This window comes from Mesorhizobium sp. P2_B5, assembly GCF_056404775.1.
The window spans coordinates 76,523-92,825 of the sequence record NZ_JBFUDJ010000005.1 but is presented as its reverse complement, the minus strand read 5'-3'; the positions used below and the strand labels follow the sequence as shown (position 1 = coordinate 92,825).

14 protein-coding genes are annotated in these 16,303 nt (G+C 62.3%); 5 read left to right on the top strand and 9 right to left on the bottom strand.

The window, feature by feature from the left end:
- Window positions 1-4: 4 nt before the first annotated feature.
- Window positions 5-277 carry an exopolysaccharide production repressor exox gene (locus AC1D1N_RS18370; protein ID WP_112560698.1) on the bottom strand — a complete coding sequence of 91 codons (273 nt, stop codon included), beginning with the start codon at window positions 275-277 and terminating at the stop codon, window positions 5-7.
- Window positions 278-884: 607 nt separating this feature from the next.
- Between AC1D1N_RS18370 and AC1D1N_RS18365 the strand changes: the two genes are divergently transcribed.
- The 3 genes from AC1D1N_RS18365 (at window position 885) to AC1D1N_RS18355 (ending at window position 4,196) form a co-directional block, all read left to right on the top strand.
- On the top strand, window positions 885-1,562 hold the full coding sequence (locus AC1D1N_RS18365) for a sugar transferase (protein ID WP_112560555.1): 678 nt from the start codon (window positions 885-887) through the stop codon (window positions 1,560-1,562).
- Between the two features lie 175 nt (window positions 1,563-1,737).
- On the top strand, window positions 1,738-2,988 hold the full coding sequence (locus AC1D1N_RS18360; RefSeq protein WP_477350212.1) for a polysaccharide biosynthesis/export family protein: 1,251 nt from the start codon (window positions 1,738-1,740) through the stop codon (window positions 2,986-2,988).
- A 116-nt stretch (window positions 2,989-3,104) separates the two neighbouring features.
- On the top strand, window positions 3,105-4,196 hold the full coding sequence (locus AC1D1N_RS18355) for an acyltransferase family protein (RefSeq protein WP_477350210.1): 1,092 nt from the start codon (window positions 3,105-3,107) through the stop codon (window positions 4,194-4,196).
- Between the two features lie 205 nt (window positions 4,197-4,401).
- On the opposite strand, the gene AC1D1N_RS18350 is transcribed toward AC1D1N_RS18355, so the two are convergent.
- The 5 genes from AC1D1N_RS18350 to AC1D1N_RS18330 form a co-directional block, all read right to left on the bottom strand.
- The gene (locus AC1D1N_RS18350; RefSeq protein WP_477350208.1) at window positions 4,402-5,685 is read right to left on the bottom strand and encodes an O-antigen ligase family protein; all 1,284 of its coding nucleotides are present in this window, start codon (window positions 5,683-5,685) and stop codon (window positions 4,402-4,404) included.
- A 297-nt stretch (window positions 5,686-5,982) separates the two neighbouring features.
- Complete coding sequence (locus tag AC1D1N_RS18345) at window positions 5,983-6,810, bottom strand: SDR family NAD(P)-dependent oxidoreductase (protein ID WP_477350206.1); 828 nt, start codon at window positions 6,808-6,810, stop codon at window positions 5,983-5,985.
- A 96-nt stretch (window positions 6,811-6,906) separates the two neighbouring features.
- Complete coding sequence (locus AC1D1N_RS18340) at window positions 6,907-7,392, bottom strand: acetone carboxylase subunit gamma (protein WP_142867615.1); 486 nt, start codon at window positions 7,390-7,392, stop codon at window positions 6,907-6,909.
- Complete coding sequence (locus AC1D1N_RS18335; protein ID WP_477350205.1) at window positions 7,389-9,593, bottom strand: hydantoinase B/oxoprolinase family protein; 2,205 nt, start codon at window positions 9,591-9,593, stop codon at window positions 7,389-7,391. Before AC1D1N_RS18335 ends, AC1D1N_RS18340 begins: the two co-directional genes overlap by 4 nt.
- Before the next feature lie 14 nt (window positions 9,594-9,607).
- Window positions 9,608-11,749 carry a hydantoinase/oxoprolinase family protein gene (locus AC1D1N_RS18330; protein WP_436257799.1) on the bottom strand — a complete coding sequence of 714 codons (2,142 nt, stop codon included), beginning with the start codon at window positions 11,747-11,749 and terminating at the stop codon, window positions 9,608-9,610.
- A gap of 110 nt (window positions 11,750-11,859) precedes the next feature.
- On the opposite strand from AC1D1N_RS18330, the gene AC1D1N_RS18325 reads away from it, so the two are divergent.
- Window positions 11,860-12,639, top strand: a complete 780-nt coding sequence (locus tag AC1D1N_RS18325; protein ID WP_436257798.1) for a helix-turn-helix transcriptional regulator — start codon at window positions 11,860-11,862, stop codon at window positions 12,637-12,639.
- Here the strand turns inward: AC1D1N_RS18325 and AC1D1N_RS18320 are convergent.
- Complete coding sequence (locus tag AC1D1N_RS18320) at window positions 12,636-13,577, bottom strand: LysR family transcriptional regulator (protein ID WP_436257797.1); 942 nt, start codon at window positions 13,575-13,577, stop codon at window positions 12,636-12,638. The two genes, AC1D1N_RS18325 and AC1D1N_RS18320, sit on opposite strands and share 4 nt — an antisense overlap.
- A gap of 112 nt (window positions 13,578-13,689) precedes the next feature.
- Between AC1D1N_RS18320 and AC1D1N_RS18315 the strand changes: the two genes are divergently transcribed.
- Window positions 13,690-14,082: a nuclear transport factor 2 family protein gene (locus AC1D1N_RS18315; RefSeq protein ID WP_436257796.1), complete on the top strand. Its 393-nt coding sequence runs from the start codon at window positions 13,690-13,692 to the stop codon at window positions 14,080-14,082.
- A 33-nt stretch (window positions 14,083-14,115) separates the two neighbouring features.
- Here AC1D1N_RS18315 and AC1D1N_RS18310 read toward each other — a convergent pair whose 3' ends face one another.
- Window positions 14,116-14,697, bottom strand: coding sequence for a DUF1349 domain-containing protein (locus tag AC1D1N_RS18310; protein WP_477350201.1), 582 nt, complete (start codon window positions 14,695-14,697; stop codon window positions 14,116-14,118).
- Window positions 14,698-14,712: 15 nt separating this feature from the next.
- Window positions 14,713-16,152, bottom strand: a complete 1,440-nt coding sequence (locus AC1D1N_RS18305; protein ID WP_477350199.1) for an aldehyde dehydrogenase family protein — start codon at window positions 16,150-16,152, stop codon at window positions 14,713-14,715.
- Between the last annotated feature and the right edge of the window lie 151 nt (window positions 16,153-16,303).

The window sequence follows — 16,303 nt, the reverse complement described above, 5'->3', positions numbered from 1 at the left end:
GTATTCAATGCATGCTGCGCCTGGCCGAGAGTTTCTCGCCTTCGGACGCCTTTTCCGCGCCGAGGCTTCGTTCAGCGTCGCGAGCCCTGTCGGCCGATGTCGGCGCGCTCCTGGCGATCATCACATAGACCAGCAGGAAATAACCGATCTGGATGAGGACAGCACAGCCGATGACGCGAAGCACCGTTGTGGAGAGCGACGCGCCGTCGAAGTACGACCACGCGACCACGATCGCGAGGGCGAAAACCATTCCGATGACGAATTTTGGTAATGACATGATCGGCGGCCCGTCAACCGGCCCGAGCATGCAAAAGCGATGACTTACCCACCCGAGTATCTCCCCATTCGCCATGCGAGCTTATTCAGCTGCTCTTTTTCGGCCGGTTGCTTCCGGCCTTCCCAACCCATTCAGGCTCTAACAGAAATAATTTGCGACTCTATTAAGGCGCGAAACTGGCGGCAAGGGCAACCGGCGATAATTTTCAGTCTGCCAACGCGTTCGACTCTGCCATGCTGCGATGCACACGCAGGGGTGGTGGCCTAACTCGTCAAACGATTCTTACGTCAGTAGAATCTACAATCTTGATTAGTATTTTATTTGATTAATCTAGCAAAACGAGTGATTCGAAACCGAGTTAAAGCCATTCCCTCTGGGGCGAAGGACGATTCGTCCAAAACGGGCCGGAAAAAGGCATTACATTTCCTACCGTTGCTAATTATTCGTCACAAACCTGCCATAAAGGGCAAAATTTGGGCAGGGCGCGTTTATTATTTAGTCAATTCATGACGTGACTATTTCACTCGTATAGGAAATTGTGTGTTGCGCTGCAGCATTTTTTTGGTATCGTGACATAAACCATCCGTTCAACGTATGGAGCTTTTGCATGAGGGACGTTGCCAAGTCGGCCAATGCGGCATTTTCGCAGGTCGGCGTAGATTTTCCGCCACCGATCGGCGGGCTGCTAAAGCGCAGTTTCGATATTTTCGGTTCACTTGTCGGCCTGGTGGCGCTCAGCCCACTGTTCCTGATGGTGGCCCTTCTGGTCAAGCTTTCCGACGGTGGCTCGATCTTCTACGGACACAAGCGAATCGGACGCGGCGGGCGGATCTTCCCCTGCCTCAAGTTCCGCACCATGGTCGAAGACGGCGAACGCGTGCTGACCGCTTATCTCGCGGCCAACCCGGAAGCCAACGCCGAATGGATCGCGACCCGCAAGCTGAAGAACGATCCGCGCGTCACCCGCGTCGGTGCCGTTCTGCGCAAGCTCAGCCTCGATGAGCTGCCGCAGATCATCAACATCCTGCAGGGCGACATGAGCCTTGTCGGGCCTCGTCCCGTGGTGCGCGACGAGCTTGAGATCTATGGCAGCGCCGCGGTCTACTATTTGAAGTCGCGGCCGGGCCTGACCGGGCTCTGGCAGGTCAGCGGACGCAACGATGTCTCCTATGACAGCCGCGTCGCGTTCGACCGTCACTATGTCGAGAACTGGTCGCTGTTCGAAGACGTTCGCATCATCCTCAAGACTGTGCCTGCGGTGTGGATGTCGCGCGGTTCCTACTGACCGACCGCAACTGGTCAGCAATCGGGCCGGTCCGGCCCGAAGCCAATCCGGCCCAAAGCCATTCGGCGATGGGCCGGCCTTGCATTGCAGTCGAGGTGCTCAACCGGCATTCGGCAGCAGGCCTATCGGGCGGATGGGGCCAAAACGGATCGGAAACGTTCAGTTGAAAACAGATATGTCAGCCTATTTTCGCCTTGCCGGCCCGATGGGGCCAGCACGGCTCGTCGCCACATGCCTCGCTCTGTCGCTCGCGGTTCCGGCCATGGCCGACGAGTACCGGCTCGGCTCGCAGGACAAGCTCAACATCCGCATCGCCGAATGGCAGACCGTCGAAGGCACGTTCCGTGACTGGGCGGCGGTGAACGGCGAATATTCGGTCGGCCCGGCCGGCAATTTGTCGGTGCCGTTCGTCGGCGAATTGCCGGCCGCCGGCAAGACCACGTCGGAGGTTGCGGCCGCCATCAGCGTTGCCCTGCAGCGCAAGCTTGCCCTGTCGGACAAGCCGGAAGCCTCGGTGGAAATGGTGCAGTTCCGGCCGTTCTACATCTCGGGCGAGATCCAGACGCCTGGCCAGTTTCCCTATGTGCCCGAGCTGACCGTGCTCAAGGCGGTCAGCATCGCCGGTGGGATCCGGCGCAACGCCGACTATGGCCCGCAGATCGGCAAGGACCTGGTCACCGCCAAGGGCAATTTCGATATCTATGACGACCAGCGCGTGCGGCTGATCGTCAAGCGTGCCCGCATCGATGCGGATCTCGCCGGCAAGGCTAGTTTCGACGTGCCGAAGGAGGTCGAGGGCGATCCGCGCTTGCCAGCCATCGTCGCCGACGAGATGCAGATTCTGACGGCCGATCAGAAGGCGTTGAAGCTGAAGCTGCAGGCGCTCGACGAATTGAAGGGGGTGCTGCAGGCCGAAATCGAAGCGCTGCAGAAGAAGATCGTCAACCAGCAGCGGCAGGTCGACCTTGCCAAGCAACAGCTCGAAAGCATCAGCCCGCTGGTGCAGAAGGGCCTGGTCGTCAACACGCGCGTACTGAGCTCGGAGCAGTCCGTCGCCAATCTGCAAGGCCAGATTCTCGACTACGAGACGGCCATCCTGACCGCCAAGCAGTCGATCAGCAAGGCGTCGCAGGATGCCATTGATGCCCAGAACACCTTGAATTCGAACCTTGCCTCCAGCCGCCAGCAGGTCGAAGCCGACCTGAACGAGGCGGCGCTCAGGGTGGGCATGCAGAAAGGCCTGATAGCCCAGGCATCGGATCCCGCCACGACCGCCGCCATCACAAGCGGTGAGGAGCCGACGCTTCTCTACTCGCTGGTGCGCGTTGCCGACGGCAAGACGAGCGAGATCGAGGCCAAGGAAGACACACCGGTGCTGCCGGGCGACGTCATCAAGGTGAAGCTGGCGCCGACGGCCAGCCAGTAGTTTCGCGCAGGGCTCGTTCCGTGAGACCGGCACGGCGGAGGCGGGAGGAACAATTTCGGCTCGTTCGCGCCCAGGCGCGGGCGAGCAATTCTATCTGGACCGCTTGAAGGCATACGATGCAGCCCGCCGCCCCGCGCCATGTCTACCTCAATCTCGACGCCATCCGCGGCGTGGCGGCGATCAGCGTGATGCTCTACCATTTCTCGCCGTTCCTGGCCGCCGGCAAGGTGCTGCCGTCGAGCTATCTCGCGGTCGATCTGTTCTTCCTGCTCAGCGGTTTCGTCATCGCGCATGCTTATGACCGCAAGATCGAAAACGGCATGGGCTTCGGCACGTTCGTGGCGATCCGCCTGATCCGCCTCTACCCGCTCTACCTTGCCGGCACGTTGCTCGGCTTCTTCTATTTGCTGGTCAAGAACCGGCTGATCCCGGCGGAATACATGCCCATCTCGGAGATCGGCACGATGCTGACGACCGGCATGTTCTTCATCCCGCTGGTCAGCGATGCCTATCACACGATCTTTCCGCTCAATCCGGCGTCGTGGTCACTGTTCTTCGAACTGATCGTCAACATCGCCTATGTCGCTGTCTTTTTCCTGCTGTCGAAGCGCGTGCTGACAGTCCTCATCGCCGTCAGCCTGGCGCTGCTGGTGGTCGCCTCGATCATTGCCGGCACGCTCGACTTCGGCATGACTGGCAAGACCATTGTCAGCGGACTGCCGCGCGTCTGTTTCTCCTTCTTTCTCGGCGTGCTGCTTTGCCGATCCATGGCGCGCTACCAAAGCGGGCTCGGCTTGCTGCGGCGCGGCTGGTGGGTCGAGGCTGCGATCGGTCTGACGCTTGTCGTCTTCGCCATCGCACCGGCCGGCGACGCGCGCATCGCCTACGATCTCGCCTGTGTCGTCTTCATCTTCCCGGCCCTGGTGGTGATCGGTGCCATAGCGCCGACGGCACCCCGCCTGTCAGGCCTCTATGGCTGGCTCGGGCGGATTTCCTACCCGATCTACATCATCCACACGCCGATGCTGATGATCATCGCCGGCGCAGGCAAGGCCGCGTCGATCGACCCATTCGCGCATCATCCCTGGTTCGGCATCGTCATGGCGGTTGCGGTCATCGTCATCGCCGACATCGCCACGCGCATCTATGACGAACCGTTGCGCCGCTTCCTGCAGCGCCTGATGCAGCGCAAGCGGGCCGTCGCCTGATCCTCCAGGACGGCCGCATATAGCGGAGGCTTTCGCCCTACGAGTACCCCCACCCTTAGCCCTCCCCACAAGTGGGAGGGAGACTTCCATTAGCGCGTTCAGCTGAACCTGATCAGCAAAGGCGCGCGGCAGCGGTCCCTCCCCCTTGTGGGGAGGGTTAGGGTGGGGGTCCCTCTTCGCAAGAATCTATTGTGCGGCTGACCTGTCAGACTCGTGCCGGCATGCGGCCGCTGGCGGCCTTCTCGTCCTGCACGGGAGCATAGGCGCGCCTTGCCCGGACCACCGGCACCGGGCGCAGCTTGAACAGGCCGTAGTAGACAATGAACGAGGCCGTGAAATAGGGTCCGAGTATCTCGACCTCGAAGAAGGAGCGGATCAGCATCAAGCCGACCGCCCCGGCAAGCACCACCGAATCGGCACTCCAATCGCCGAACACCACTTTCGAGACATGGCCCCAGAAGGAGCGCAGGATGATCAGCGCCAGCATGGTCATCCCGATGAAGCCAAGCTCGACCAACGTCTCGATGTAGGTGTTGTGGAAATGGAAGCCGGTGCGGGTCGAGATGTAGAACTCCGCCCAGAGCCGTTCCGGATCGGCAAAGCCCTGTATCCAGTAGGCGGCGTAGCCATAGCCGAGCACTGGATGCTGCTGCGCCGCCAGCCAGCCCTGTTCCCAGAGATAGGTGCGGCCGGTCAGCGTCGAATCCTTGCCGAAGATGCCGAGCACGAAGTCGAGCAGGCCGAGGTTGAGCGCGGCCACCACACCCGTGACAAGCGCGACGGCGCCGACGACAAACATGACGCGCCGATAGGCGCGCGACAGGATTTTGCTCATGGTGAGCAAGGCAACGATGCCGATCACCGCCGGCAGCGAAGCGACGGAGGTCGCCGAATGGGCAATCGCCAGCATGTAGACCGACAACAGCATGATCGGCGCGGTCCAGACGAAACTCATCCAGTTGCGCCGGTAAAAGATGAGAAAGGCAAGGCAAAAGAAGATGCCCAGCGAGGCAAAGAAGCCGACCTGGTTCTTGGAGCCGAAGGCGCCGACGAAATTGGTGGTGCCGTCGATGGTGTCGAGCGCATAGCCGCCGACTTTCAGCGAATAAAGCAGCACGACGAAGATGCCGATCAGCGAGCCCAGCACCAGCGTGCGAACGCTTATGGTGCGCGCGGCGACGTAGGCGCACAGGATGTGCGAGAAATACTGCACCCCCGCCCGCGCGCTGGTGCCGGCCGCTTGCGACCAGAAGACCGAGAGGCAGATATAGGCCACGAAGACAAGCGGCAGCCATGTGCTGGAAAGATCGCGCGTGAAGCGCCGGTAGTCGACGAACAGCAGCGGCAGCCACACCAGATAATAGGCAAGGATCAGGATCTTGCCGAAATTCGTGGAATAGGCGAAGGCAAAGACCGACACGACAACGGCGAAGGCGGCATAGGCCTTGTTGCTTTCCGGATCGATCAGAATGGATTTCGGAATCTTCATATCCGTACCGGATTTCTCATTCCTGCCGCCTTCCAACTGGGCACGCCGCGTTTCAGCCGCGCATAAGCGCCCATGAACCGGCTTTTCCGCGTCGGGCCTCGGGCGTGACGCTCGCCGGCGGCCGCACGCGACCGCTGCCTTTGCCGGACCCCGATCGACGGGCATCCATTGTGCAGTGCAATATAACCTGTATCGCCTGTCACTCAATGGAAAAGTTGTCACGGGGCAAGTGCGCCGGCCAGAACGACCATGCAACAGCCAGATGGCGCGAATGCGGCTTCGCGCAAGATCAGGCCGCTACCACAGCGCTCCGCCGGTGATCTGGATGTTTTCCATGGTGATGCCCTGCGCGAGGTCCGAGCACAGGAACACGGCCAAGGCCGCAATCTCCTGTGGCTGCAGCATGCGCTGCTGCGGATTGCCTTTGGCGATCTCGGCCATCGCTTCCTCGGCCGTGCGGCCCTTGCCCTCGCGCTCGACAACCTGCGCCACGTTGCGGCGCATCAGTTCGGTCTCGACCCAGGTCGGGCTGATCATGACGCAGGTGACGCCATGTGCCGCCCCTTCCAGCGCCACGCAGCGGGTGAGGCCGAGAAGGCCGGCCTTGGAGGCGCAGTAGGCCGGGTTGTCCTTCCAGCCGACGGTGGCCGCCGTCGAACCTATATTGACGATGCGGCCCCAGCCGCGCTCGATCATGCCGGGCAGCACGGCTCGGGTGACGCGGAAAGCGCCGGTCAGGTTGGTGTCGACGATCTTGTCCCACAGCGCATCGGAATGACCGCAGACAGGCTGTTCGGCTGTGGTGCCGGCAGCGTTGACCAGTATGTCGGCCGGGCCGATAGCGGCTTCTGCGTCGGCCGCAAAGCGGTTGGTGATCTCGCTATCGCGGACATCGAGATGCGCCACGTGAACCCTGGTGCCATGGGCCGATAGGGCGGAGCGCACACGCTCGATCTCGTCGGCGCCCGGATAGTAGGCGGCATCGGATCTGTCCGCGCCGGCGGGCGCGATGTAGGAGCCGACGGCGACATTGGCGCCGGTTTCAGCCAGTGCCGTGGCAATGGCGAAGCCCATGCCGGAAAACCCGCCAGTGATGATGGCGCTGCGGCCGGAAAGGTCTGTCATAGGCAATGGATCTCCGACGCCGAAATCTGATGCAATAGTCTTAGACCCAGCCCGGCAACGAGCGCTACCTTGCCTGCGGCGCCGGCCACGACATCACTAGAGCGGTTTGCCCAGCCATTCGCGATAGAAGCCTTCTAGATCCGGCTCGAAATCGTGAACAATGGGATAGCCGGGGGCCGCCGCTTCGACCTCGTGCATGGTGCCGCATTCCGGGCAGATGAACTCGCGAATTTCCATCCATTGCGGATCGGGGATATCGCTGTTGGGGTAGATTTCGCGCAGCGCCTCCTCGGTGTTGCGTACTATGATCGCGGCCTTCAGCTTCCAGTTCTTGCGATAGTCGCCGAAGGAATGGCCGCATTCGCAGCGGGTGATCCGCTCGTCGCCGCTCTGGCAGATGAAGAGGTGATCCGAGACCGGCAGCAGGATCGGGTCCTTCCAGGCGACACGGTCCTGATAGACGGCGACCATCTTGAAGAAGCGGTCATCATCCTTGTAGGCGCTCATGATGCGCCTTGTCTGCGGCCAGGGCAGCTTGCCGGCGGCCAGATCGCCGAGGACTTCCTTGCTGTACGAGGTCATGGCTTTGCTCCCGGCATGAAGATCGATTTGGCGTCGACGGCCCAGAACTCACTGAAATCCTTGGTGAAGCGCGACGAAAGCTTGATCGCGCTGGCATACATTTTCTTCACTTCCGGCGCGAAGTCGGCTTTCTCGACGCGGCTTCGCTCGGCGTCGATCCAGTCCGAAACCGGGATAGCCTTGGCCAGACGCTCTCTGCGCATGGCGGCGCGGCGTTCGACGGTGGCATCGATATCGGCAAGGGGATAACCGTCGGCGTCGTCCTTCAGCACGATGCCAAAAACCTGGATCGCCGCTTCGCGGGTGAGGTAGCCGTTCTCGACGTCCCATGCGGTCTTGATCGGATCGCGCTCCAGCACGTCGCCGTAACCGCCGCCGCCATTGTAGGAATGGCTGAAGATGTCACCGGACTTGTGCGGCGAGGTGATGTAGGGGCCCTCGACCACAACATGGTCGCCGCCGATGTTCTTCTCATAGTCGGAGACATGCGGGTCGATGCCGGGCGCATGCGCCAGCGGTTCGCCTCTGGCCGCCAGTTCATGGATGTTGGAGTTGCGCACGGCGCGATGCTTCTGGCAGGTCGGCGCGGGATAGCCGCCGCACATGCCGCCATTGTCAAACACCCTGGAGGAATGCTCCGAGGTGTGGAGCCGCAGATGCGAGGTCTTGCTGATCAGCCAGGTCGAGACGAAGGAACAGCCACCGCGATATTTGCCGGCGCCGCCGGAGTTGGGGACGATCGAGCGGCCGATATAGACCATCGGCATCGACTGTTCCCAGACCTCCATGTTGCCCATGTCGGATTCCGGGTTCCAGCCGACATAGGCCGTATCGAGGCCATCGGCGATGGCGAGCGCGCCGGAGCCGGCGGCGGCGCATTCGAAATGCGCCATGCCGAACGGCGTGCCGTACTGGCTTTCGCCCCCCATCTCGATCATCGGGCTGTTGACCTGGCCGACGAAGGCCTCCTCGACGAAGCCACGGGCGACGAAGCCGCGCGACAAAAGCCGCTGGAACACACCATAGGCCGGCAGCAGCAGCGCCCATGAGGTGGCGGTCGCCACCATCTCGTTGTCGGGGTTGGTCCAGGTGCCATGCGGCAGTTTCAGCTCGGTCGCCATCCAGGCGCCATCATTGACCAAACCTTCGAAATTCATGTGCTGGGTCAAAGTGACGAACATGCCGCCATCCATTCCGGCCGGCGTGCAATTCATCGAATGGTAACCCCAGGGCTGCGTGCCCTCGAAGTCCATGGTGATCTTGCCGTCGGTGGTGATCTCCATCTCGATCGGGATGTTGTAGAGCCAGTCGGGATCGCCGAGCAGCTGGAAGCCGGGCTTGCCGGCGGTGACGTGGCCGTAGAAGGTGTGGCCGCGATAGATGCCGGGCACGGTGAGCTGGCGGGTGCGGGCGAGCTGGGCCCGGCGGCCTTCCTCGATGAACTCCTTCGACACCTTCATCCAGTAGTCGAGGCCGATCTCGGAGATCAGCTGCTTGACGCTTTCGCGCATGTCGATGCAGGAGGCGACCTTGGCCTTCTCGTCGAGCACCCAGTAGATCGGCATGCGCAGATTGCGCTCGCAGCGGATGACGTAGTCGCGGCGGATCTCGTCATTCTCGCCGATCTTTTCGGCGCAGACGAACAGGCCTTCGGTAAAGCGTTCCTGTGCGAGACAGACGTCACCACCAGGCGTGATGCCGCCGGCTTCCAGCTCGTGGCAGACAGCCCCTGCCCAGCCAACCAGCGTGCCTTCATGGAAGATCGGCACCACGTCCATCACATCAGGCACCTGCACGGTGCCGATGAAGGCATCGTTGTTGGCGAAGATATCGCCTTCGCGGATCTTCGGGTTTTCCTCGTAGTTGTTCTTGATCATCCATTTGATGAAGCGGCTCATCGTGTGGACGTGGACCATGATGCCGTTGGAGAGCGCGATGGCGTCGCCCTCCGGTGTGTAGATGGCGACCACCATCTCGCCGACCTCGCGCACGCCGGGCGAGGCCGAGATGCGGCGGGCCATTTCGCGGGCCGAGACGCAATAGGCGCGCAGCTTGGTGTGCAGCGTCTCGAATTTCAGCGGATCCTGGTTGCGCAGATGGAGTTCCGTGATGCCGTCATAGCAGCCGGTCTCTTCCATGAGCCGTTCGGATTCGATCAGCCGTTCGCGGAGGCGCAGGGTGGAGGCGGGTTTGTCCAGCATGGCGTTCGCCCTTGTCAAGCGTGGGTGTAGTGCAGCAGCGTCCATTCATCGACATGGACGCGATCTTGCGGGTGAACGACGAGCGTTGTCGCCGGGTGTTCGATGATGGCCGGGCCGATGACCTCGTGGCCGGGCTGCAGCAGGTCCATCTCGTAGAGATTGGCCTTGTGCCAGCGGCCGCCAATATAGGCTTCACGCACGCCCTTGCGGGCCGATGCTGGATCCGACTTGCCGAGCGGGCGCTTGAGCAGCACCGGCTTGACCTTGTCGGCGGTCGCGATCAGCCCGAGCTCGGTGATGGTGAAGCCGGCCTCGCGATAGCGCGAGACGCGGTGGTTGACCTTGGCGTAGACCGCCTCGAACTCGTCGATGACCTTACGCATGTCGTCAGCCGAATTGACCTCGGCGAGTGGCGCCATGACTTCGACGTCCTCGAGTTGGCCGGTGTAGCGCATCATGAGGAACGGCACGGTCTTGATCTTGTCGCGGGCGTGGCCGTCCTCGATCATCTCGTCGACCGCAGCCTTGGTCAGGTCGTTCCAGACAGCGGTGACCTTTTTGCCGAAGGCGAGCAGTTCGTCATCGCTCGCCCGTGCGCCGATGTCGTGCTGCGTCGACACCGAGTGGCGGCGCATGAAATCGGCGGTGGTGCAGCCGAAGGCCGAGAACGCGGCGGCGAACTGGAAGGTGATGATATCCTTGAAGCCGATGCCCCTGGAGCAGCCGGCCAAGTGCAGCGGGCCTGAGCCACCATAGGACAGCAGGGTGAATTCGGAGGGATGGATGCCCTGGCCGGAAATGACGCGGCGCAGTGCGTTGTTGGCGTCGGCTTCCAGCATGTCGATCATGCCTTCGGCTGCCTCCTCGACACCGACGCCAAGGATGCTGGAGCATTTTTCCTCGAACGCCTTGCGCGCCTTCTCGACCTGCAGGACGACCTTGCCGCCGAGGAAATAATACGGGTTGAGACGGCCGAGGATGGCGTCGCAATCGGCGATGGTGGGTTCGGTGCCGCCCTTGGCGAAGCAGATCGGGCCGGGATCCGAGCCCGCACTTTCCGGCCCGAGCGAGACCTTCTTGGTCAGCGGGTCGACCTTGAGGATCATGCCGGCGCCGGCGCCGATCGTGTCGAGATGCAGCGTCGGCACGTTGAGCTTGAAACGGTCCATCAGCGGCTCGTTCTCGATCCGGGTCTGGCCGCGCGAGATGACGCCCATGTCGAAGGAGGTTCCGCCCATGTCCGAGCAGATCAGCGAATCGTTGCCGATGAGCTTGCCGACATAGGCGGCGCCGAGAATGCCGCCGATCGGGCCGGAGATCATGGTTTCGTGCAGGCGCGGATGGTTGATCGAGGTCAGGCCGCCGAAGGACAGCAGCGTCTGCACGCCGTATTTGAAGCCGTATTTCTTCGAGACGTCCTCGATGCCCTTGAGCTGCTTGCGGCCGCGCGAGGTGGCATAGGCCTCGATCAGCACCGAGTTCAGCCGCGACTGTTCGCGAATGACCGGGCGGACTTCGTGGCTGGTGTAGATGAGAATGTCGGCGCCGGCCTTCTGCACCTCCTCGCGGCAGATCTCGGCGATGCGCTTTTCGTGCACCGGATTGACGTGCGAGAAGATGGTCATGATGCAGATCGCCTCGACCTTGTCGGCAATCAGCTTCTTGGCCGCAATCGCGACCTCATGCTCATAGAGCGGCAGCACGATGTCGCCGAACTGGTCGATGCGCTCGGTGACGCCGTGGGTGCGGCGGCGCGGCACCAGCGGATCGGGGTGATGATGGGTGACCGCATGCAACCGGTCGGCATAGGAATAATCGGCCCAGGCCTGCAGGCCGCGGCCCATCAGGATCATGTCTTCCAGGCCCTTGGTGGTGATCAGGCCAAGCTTGCGGCCGGTGCGCGACAGCAGCGTATTGAGCATGCCGGTGCCGGAATAGAGCACGACGTTGACGCCGGAGAAGAGCGTCTCCAGCGAGATGCCCCAGGCATCGGCCGCGTCTTCGGCGGAGGCGAGGAAGCCTTCGGCCTCGTCCTTCGGCGTGGTCGCCGATTTGCCGATCTTGAAGTGGCCGTCCTGATCGACAAGGATGGTGTCGGTCATGGTGCCGCCGGCGTCGATGCCGATAACGATGGGGTTGGTAGTGATCTGGTCCACGGGTCGCCTTCCCTCTTCGAGAGTGACCGCAAGCTAGAGGTTCGGTGCCGGATCGCGCCATATGCCTAAAGACACAATGACTGCGCGGCTGACATCGCCGAGAAAAGGGCATGCGCATGAGCACTATCTGGGGGCCGCTGGCAAAGGCGATCGCCGCCACCGGTACGGACAGGCATGTCGACTGCCTGATCGACCTGATCGGCGCGGACATCGACCATGATCTGGTCACCGTGACGCGCTATTCGGCGACGCAGACGCCGGAATTCATCAAGCATCGGCGCTTCTCGGACGAAATGGTCCGGCGCTATCTCGACAATTACTACGTCTTCGACCCGTTCTACGCCTCATGGCGGCGAGAACGCCGGCTGGGCATCCTGCCGCTGAAGCGGCTCGCCGACGAAGAGGCCAAGCGCGGCCAGTACATAGCCGGCTTCCTGGCGCAGTCGGAAATCAGCGACGAGGTCGGCATCATGCTGGCCGATGGCGGCGACTGGTGCCTCGGCATTTTTCTCGACCGCTCGACCTCTTCGTTCAGGGACAGCGAGATCGCCCTGCTGGATGAGCGGCTGCCAGTGTTCGAAGCCCTGCATGCGCTCGACATCAAGGCGCGCGGCACCGAGTTCTCCCGTACCTCGGCGCCGACCGGCCCCGGCGCCTCGCCTCGGCAGGAGCCGACCATCCCGACGAGCCTGTGGCCGGAACTTTCGCTGCGCGAACGTGAACTCGTGCAGCTGATCCTCGCGGGACATCCAACCGCCAACATCGCCGAGCGTCTCGGCATCACCGTCGGCACGGTGAAGAACCATCGCCGCCGCATCTACGACAAGCTCGACATCACGACGGAGCGGGAACTGTTTTTGCAGTTTTTCCAGCATCGCGCGGACAGCTAAGCTCTGGAGTTGGTCGCCTCTGACGGACCCCGCGTCCCCCGGCGGATAGTATCGATGAGGACGCGGAGCGCCGGCGCCATCTGCCGCTGTGCCGGATAACAAAGGTAGTAACCAGGAAAGGGCGCCGACCAGGCCTCGAGCAGCGGGACGAGGCGCCCTTCGGCGATATGCGCATCGATCAGCTGTTCGCTCGCGAAGGCGATGCCGAGCCCGGCGACCGCTGCCTGCACGCCAAAGTCCTTCTGGCTCGAGATGACGGGCCCTTCCACGGCGACCTCGAACCACTTGCCGTCCGCCATGAACTCCCACTTGTGCGGGGTCGCCTGGCCAGGCCATCGCCAGCCGATGCAGCTGTGGGAGAGCAGGTCGCGTGGGTGAGCAGGCGTCCCGCGTCGCGCGAGATAGTCGGGTGAGGCGACGGCGGTCTGTCGCAGCTCGGGACCGAGCTTCACCGCGATCAGATCCTTGTCGATGACCTCTCCGAGCCGAATGGCAACGTCATAGCCCTCGGCTACGATGTTCACCACAGTGTCGTCGAGCGTGACGTCGAGGACCACCTGCGGATAGGCATCGCTGAACGCCCGCAATATGGGCGTCAAATAAAGGGTGGCGGCATTGTGAAAGCAGTGCATCCGCACTGTCCCGGCGGGGTGGGCTCGACGTTCGCTTGTTTCGCCCAAAGCCTCGCCAAGCTGATCGACGGCGGGCTTCACGCGCGCGAAAAGTCTGGCGCCGGCCTCGGTCAGGGAGACGCTTCGCGTCGTCCGATTGAACAGGCTGACGCCGACGCGCTCCTCGAGCCCGCGGACCATCTGGCTCAGGGCCGAAGACGACACACCGAGCTTTTCCGCTGCGCGACTGAAATTGAGCGAGCCCGCTACCGCGACAAACGCGCGGAGCTGGTTGAAGTCGCCAGCAGACGGAAGGAGAGGGTCCATGATTACCCGTGATTGAGTAGTTCAGCTAACAAGGCTGGTAAGGGCGCGCCGGTTAAACGCGGCCGCCGAACCCCTTATAGCAAGCGCATTGCTAGACCTGAAGGGAGCCATCATGACCACGTCAGACATCCAATTGCCGGGAATAGATAACTTGGCCGCTCTGGCTCAAACCTACTTCGATGCCGCCCATGACATGGACGCCGACAAGTTTGCTTCCATCTTCCACGAGGCGGCTTTTGTTACGCGGAAAGGGGAAAACGAGACTGTCGTCGTGACCCCTGTAGCCGCCTGGCTGGATACCGTTCGGACGCTGAAGCCCCCGCGAGAAGCCGGTGCCGAGCGCAAGGACCAGATTCTCTCGATCAACCTGGTGCGCGACATGGCGCTGCTCAAGATCAGCCTTCGAATCCCTCCGCGTGAGGTGACTGACCTGCTGTCGTGCTTCTTCCTCAACGGCCGCTGGCAAATCGTCCAGAAGGTGTTCAACGCCGAACCACTTCGCTGATCGATTCGACACCCGACCGGCCTCGGCAAGCCGTCAGTCGTGCAATTGCCTGGAAATCGGCGGGCCAACGGTAAAGCCGGAGAATGTGACTTCAAAACCTTCGCGCTGCGGCGAACAGCACATCATGCCGACATCGACAGACCTCGAGATCGGGAAATAGGCGAGCCGCACCGGCTTCCAGTGGCCATCGGTGGAGTCCAGATACTGGATGCGGATGGCCTCGGCGTGGCGGGTCAGACGGATGCGCACGCCATTCGGATCGCGGGGGATGCTGACCAGCGACCAGTCGGAGGTGTCGTTGGTGACGACAACGGAAAAATAGGCCAGCCCGTCGGTGTATTCGATGCCTGCCTTGATCCAGTGCGTTTCGCTCAGCCGCAGCATCAGCCCGGCCTGGTCGTAGAGCACCTTGTAGTCGCCCTTGACGGTGACTTCGGCGCTGAAGTCCCCCTCGACCGGGCGATAGAGGAAATGGCCATTGTCGCGCCAGAAGCCATAGAAGGTCTCGCGCCAGAAGTCGGTTTCCTTGCCGGTGCGTACATGCACCGTGTCGTCACCGAACACATTATGCGGCGGCGGGTTGAGCCAGGTCAGGTCCTCTTTTGCCGAAGTCATCGATAGATCCGTCGATTAGCCGGCAAATGTATAGGCCGTCTTCACCGTGGTGTAGAATTCCGCGGCATAGCGGCCCTGCTCGCGCGGGCCGTAGCTCGAGCCCTTGCGGCCACCGAACGGGACATGGAAATCGACACCAGCTGTCGGCAGATTGACCATCACCATGCCGGCTTCCGAATTGCGCCGGAAATGCGTGGCGTGTTTGAGGCTCGAGGTGCAGATGCCCGAGGTCAGGCCGAAGGGGGTGTCGTTGGCTACAGCCAGCGCCTCGTCATAGTCCTTGACGCGGATGACGTTGGCGACCGGCCCGAAAATTTCCTCGCGCGAAATGCGCATGGCGTTGGTGCTCTCGGTAAACAGCGCCGGCCGGAGATAAAAGCCGGGCGTTTCGCGATCGAGCCGCTCGCCGCCGAAAGCAAGGTTGGCGCCCTCCTTGCTGCCGATGGCGATGTAGTCCTCGTCCTGCTTCAGCTGGCTCGCATCGACGACAGGCCCGATCTGGGTCTTGGCGTCGAGCGCATCGCCAATGACGAGTTTGTCCAGGCGCTCCTTGAGTGCGGCGACGAAGCGGTCGTGAATGCCTTCGGTCACCACCAGGCGCGACGAGGCCGTGCAGCGCTGGCCGGTCGAGAAATAGGCGCCGTTGATGGCGCAATCGACAGCTATGGCGAGGTCGGCGTCGTCGAGCACGACGAGCGGGTTCTTGCCGCCCATTTCGAGCTGGAACTTGCGCATGTGCTCGACGCTGGCCGCGGCGACGCGTTTGCCGGTGCCGACCGAGCCTGTGAAGGTGATGGCGTTGAGGTCGGGGCTGTCGAGCATGGCCTGGCCGACCACCGAGCCCTTGCCCATGACCAGATTGAGCACGCCTTTCGGCAGGCCGGCACGGTGCAGGATGTCGACAATGGTCCAGGCGCTTTCGGGGACGAGTTCGGCCGGCTTGAAGACGATGGTGTTGCCGTGAGCGAGCGCCGGCGCGATCTTCCAGGTGGGAATGGCGATCGGGAAATTCCACGGCGTGATGATGCCGACGACGCCGACGGCTTCGCGGGTGATCTCAACGCCGACGCCCGGACGCACGCTGGGAACCAGCTCGCCCGACAGGCGCAGCGTCTCGCCGGCGAAGAAATCGAAGATCTGGGCGGCGCGGATGGTCTCGCCAATACCCTCGGCCAGCGTCTTGCCTTCTTCGCGCGACAGCGAGCGGCCGATCTCGTCCTTGCGGGCCATGATCTCGTCCGACGCCTTCTTCAGCACACTGTGACGGGCGAGCGGCGCCGAGCGCGACCAGGCCGGGAAAGCAGCCTTGGCCGCTGCAATCGCCTGCTTTGCCTGTTCGGCGCCGGCCGAGGCATATTCGCCAACGACATCGCCGGTATCAGACGGGTTGATGTTGCGCGAGCCGGCTTCGCCGACCCACTCGCCATCGATCAGGTTCTTGCGGAACAGGGTCATGTCGCGGTTTCCTTGTAATTGTTCACTGGCGGTGCCGTATGCCTGAATCATTTATCAGACAAATGACGACACTGTGAGGGCCGAAATCTGGCTGCCGACTGGATAGCCGATGGCGCGCCGCTGCGAAAGCTGCGACCTCAAAATGGACGAT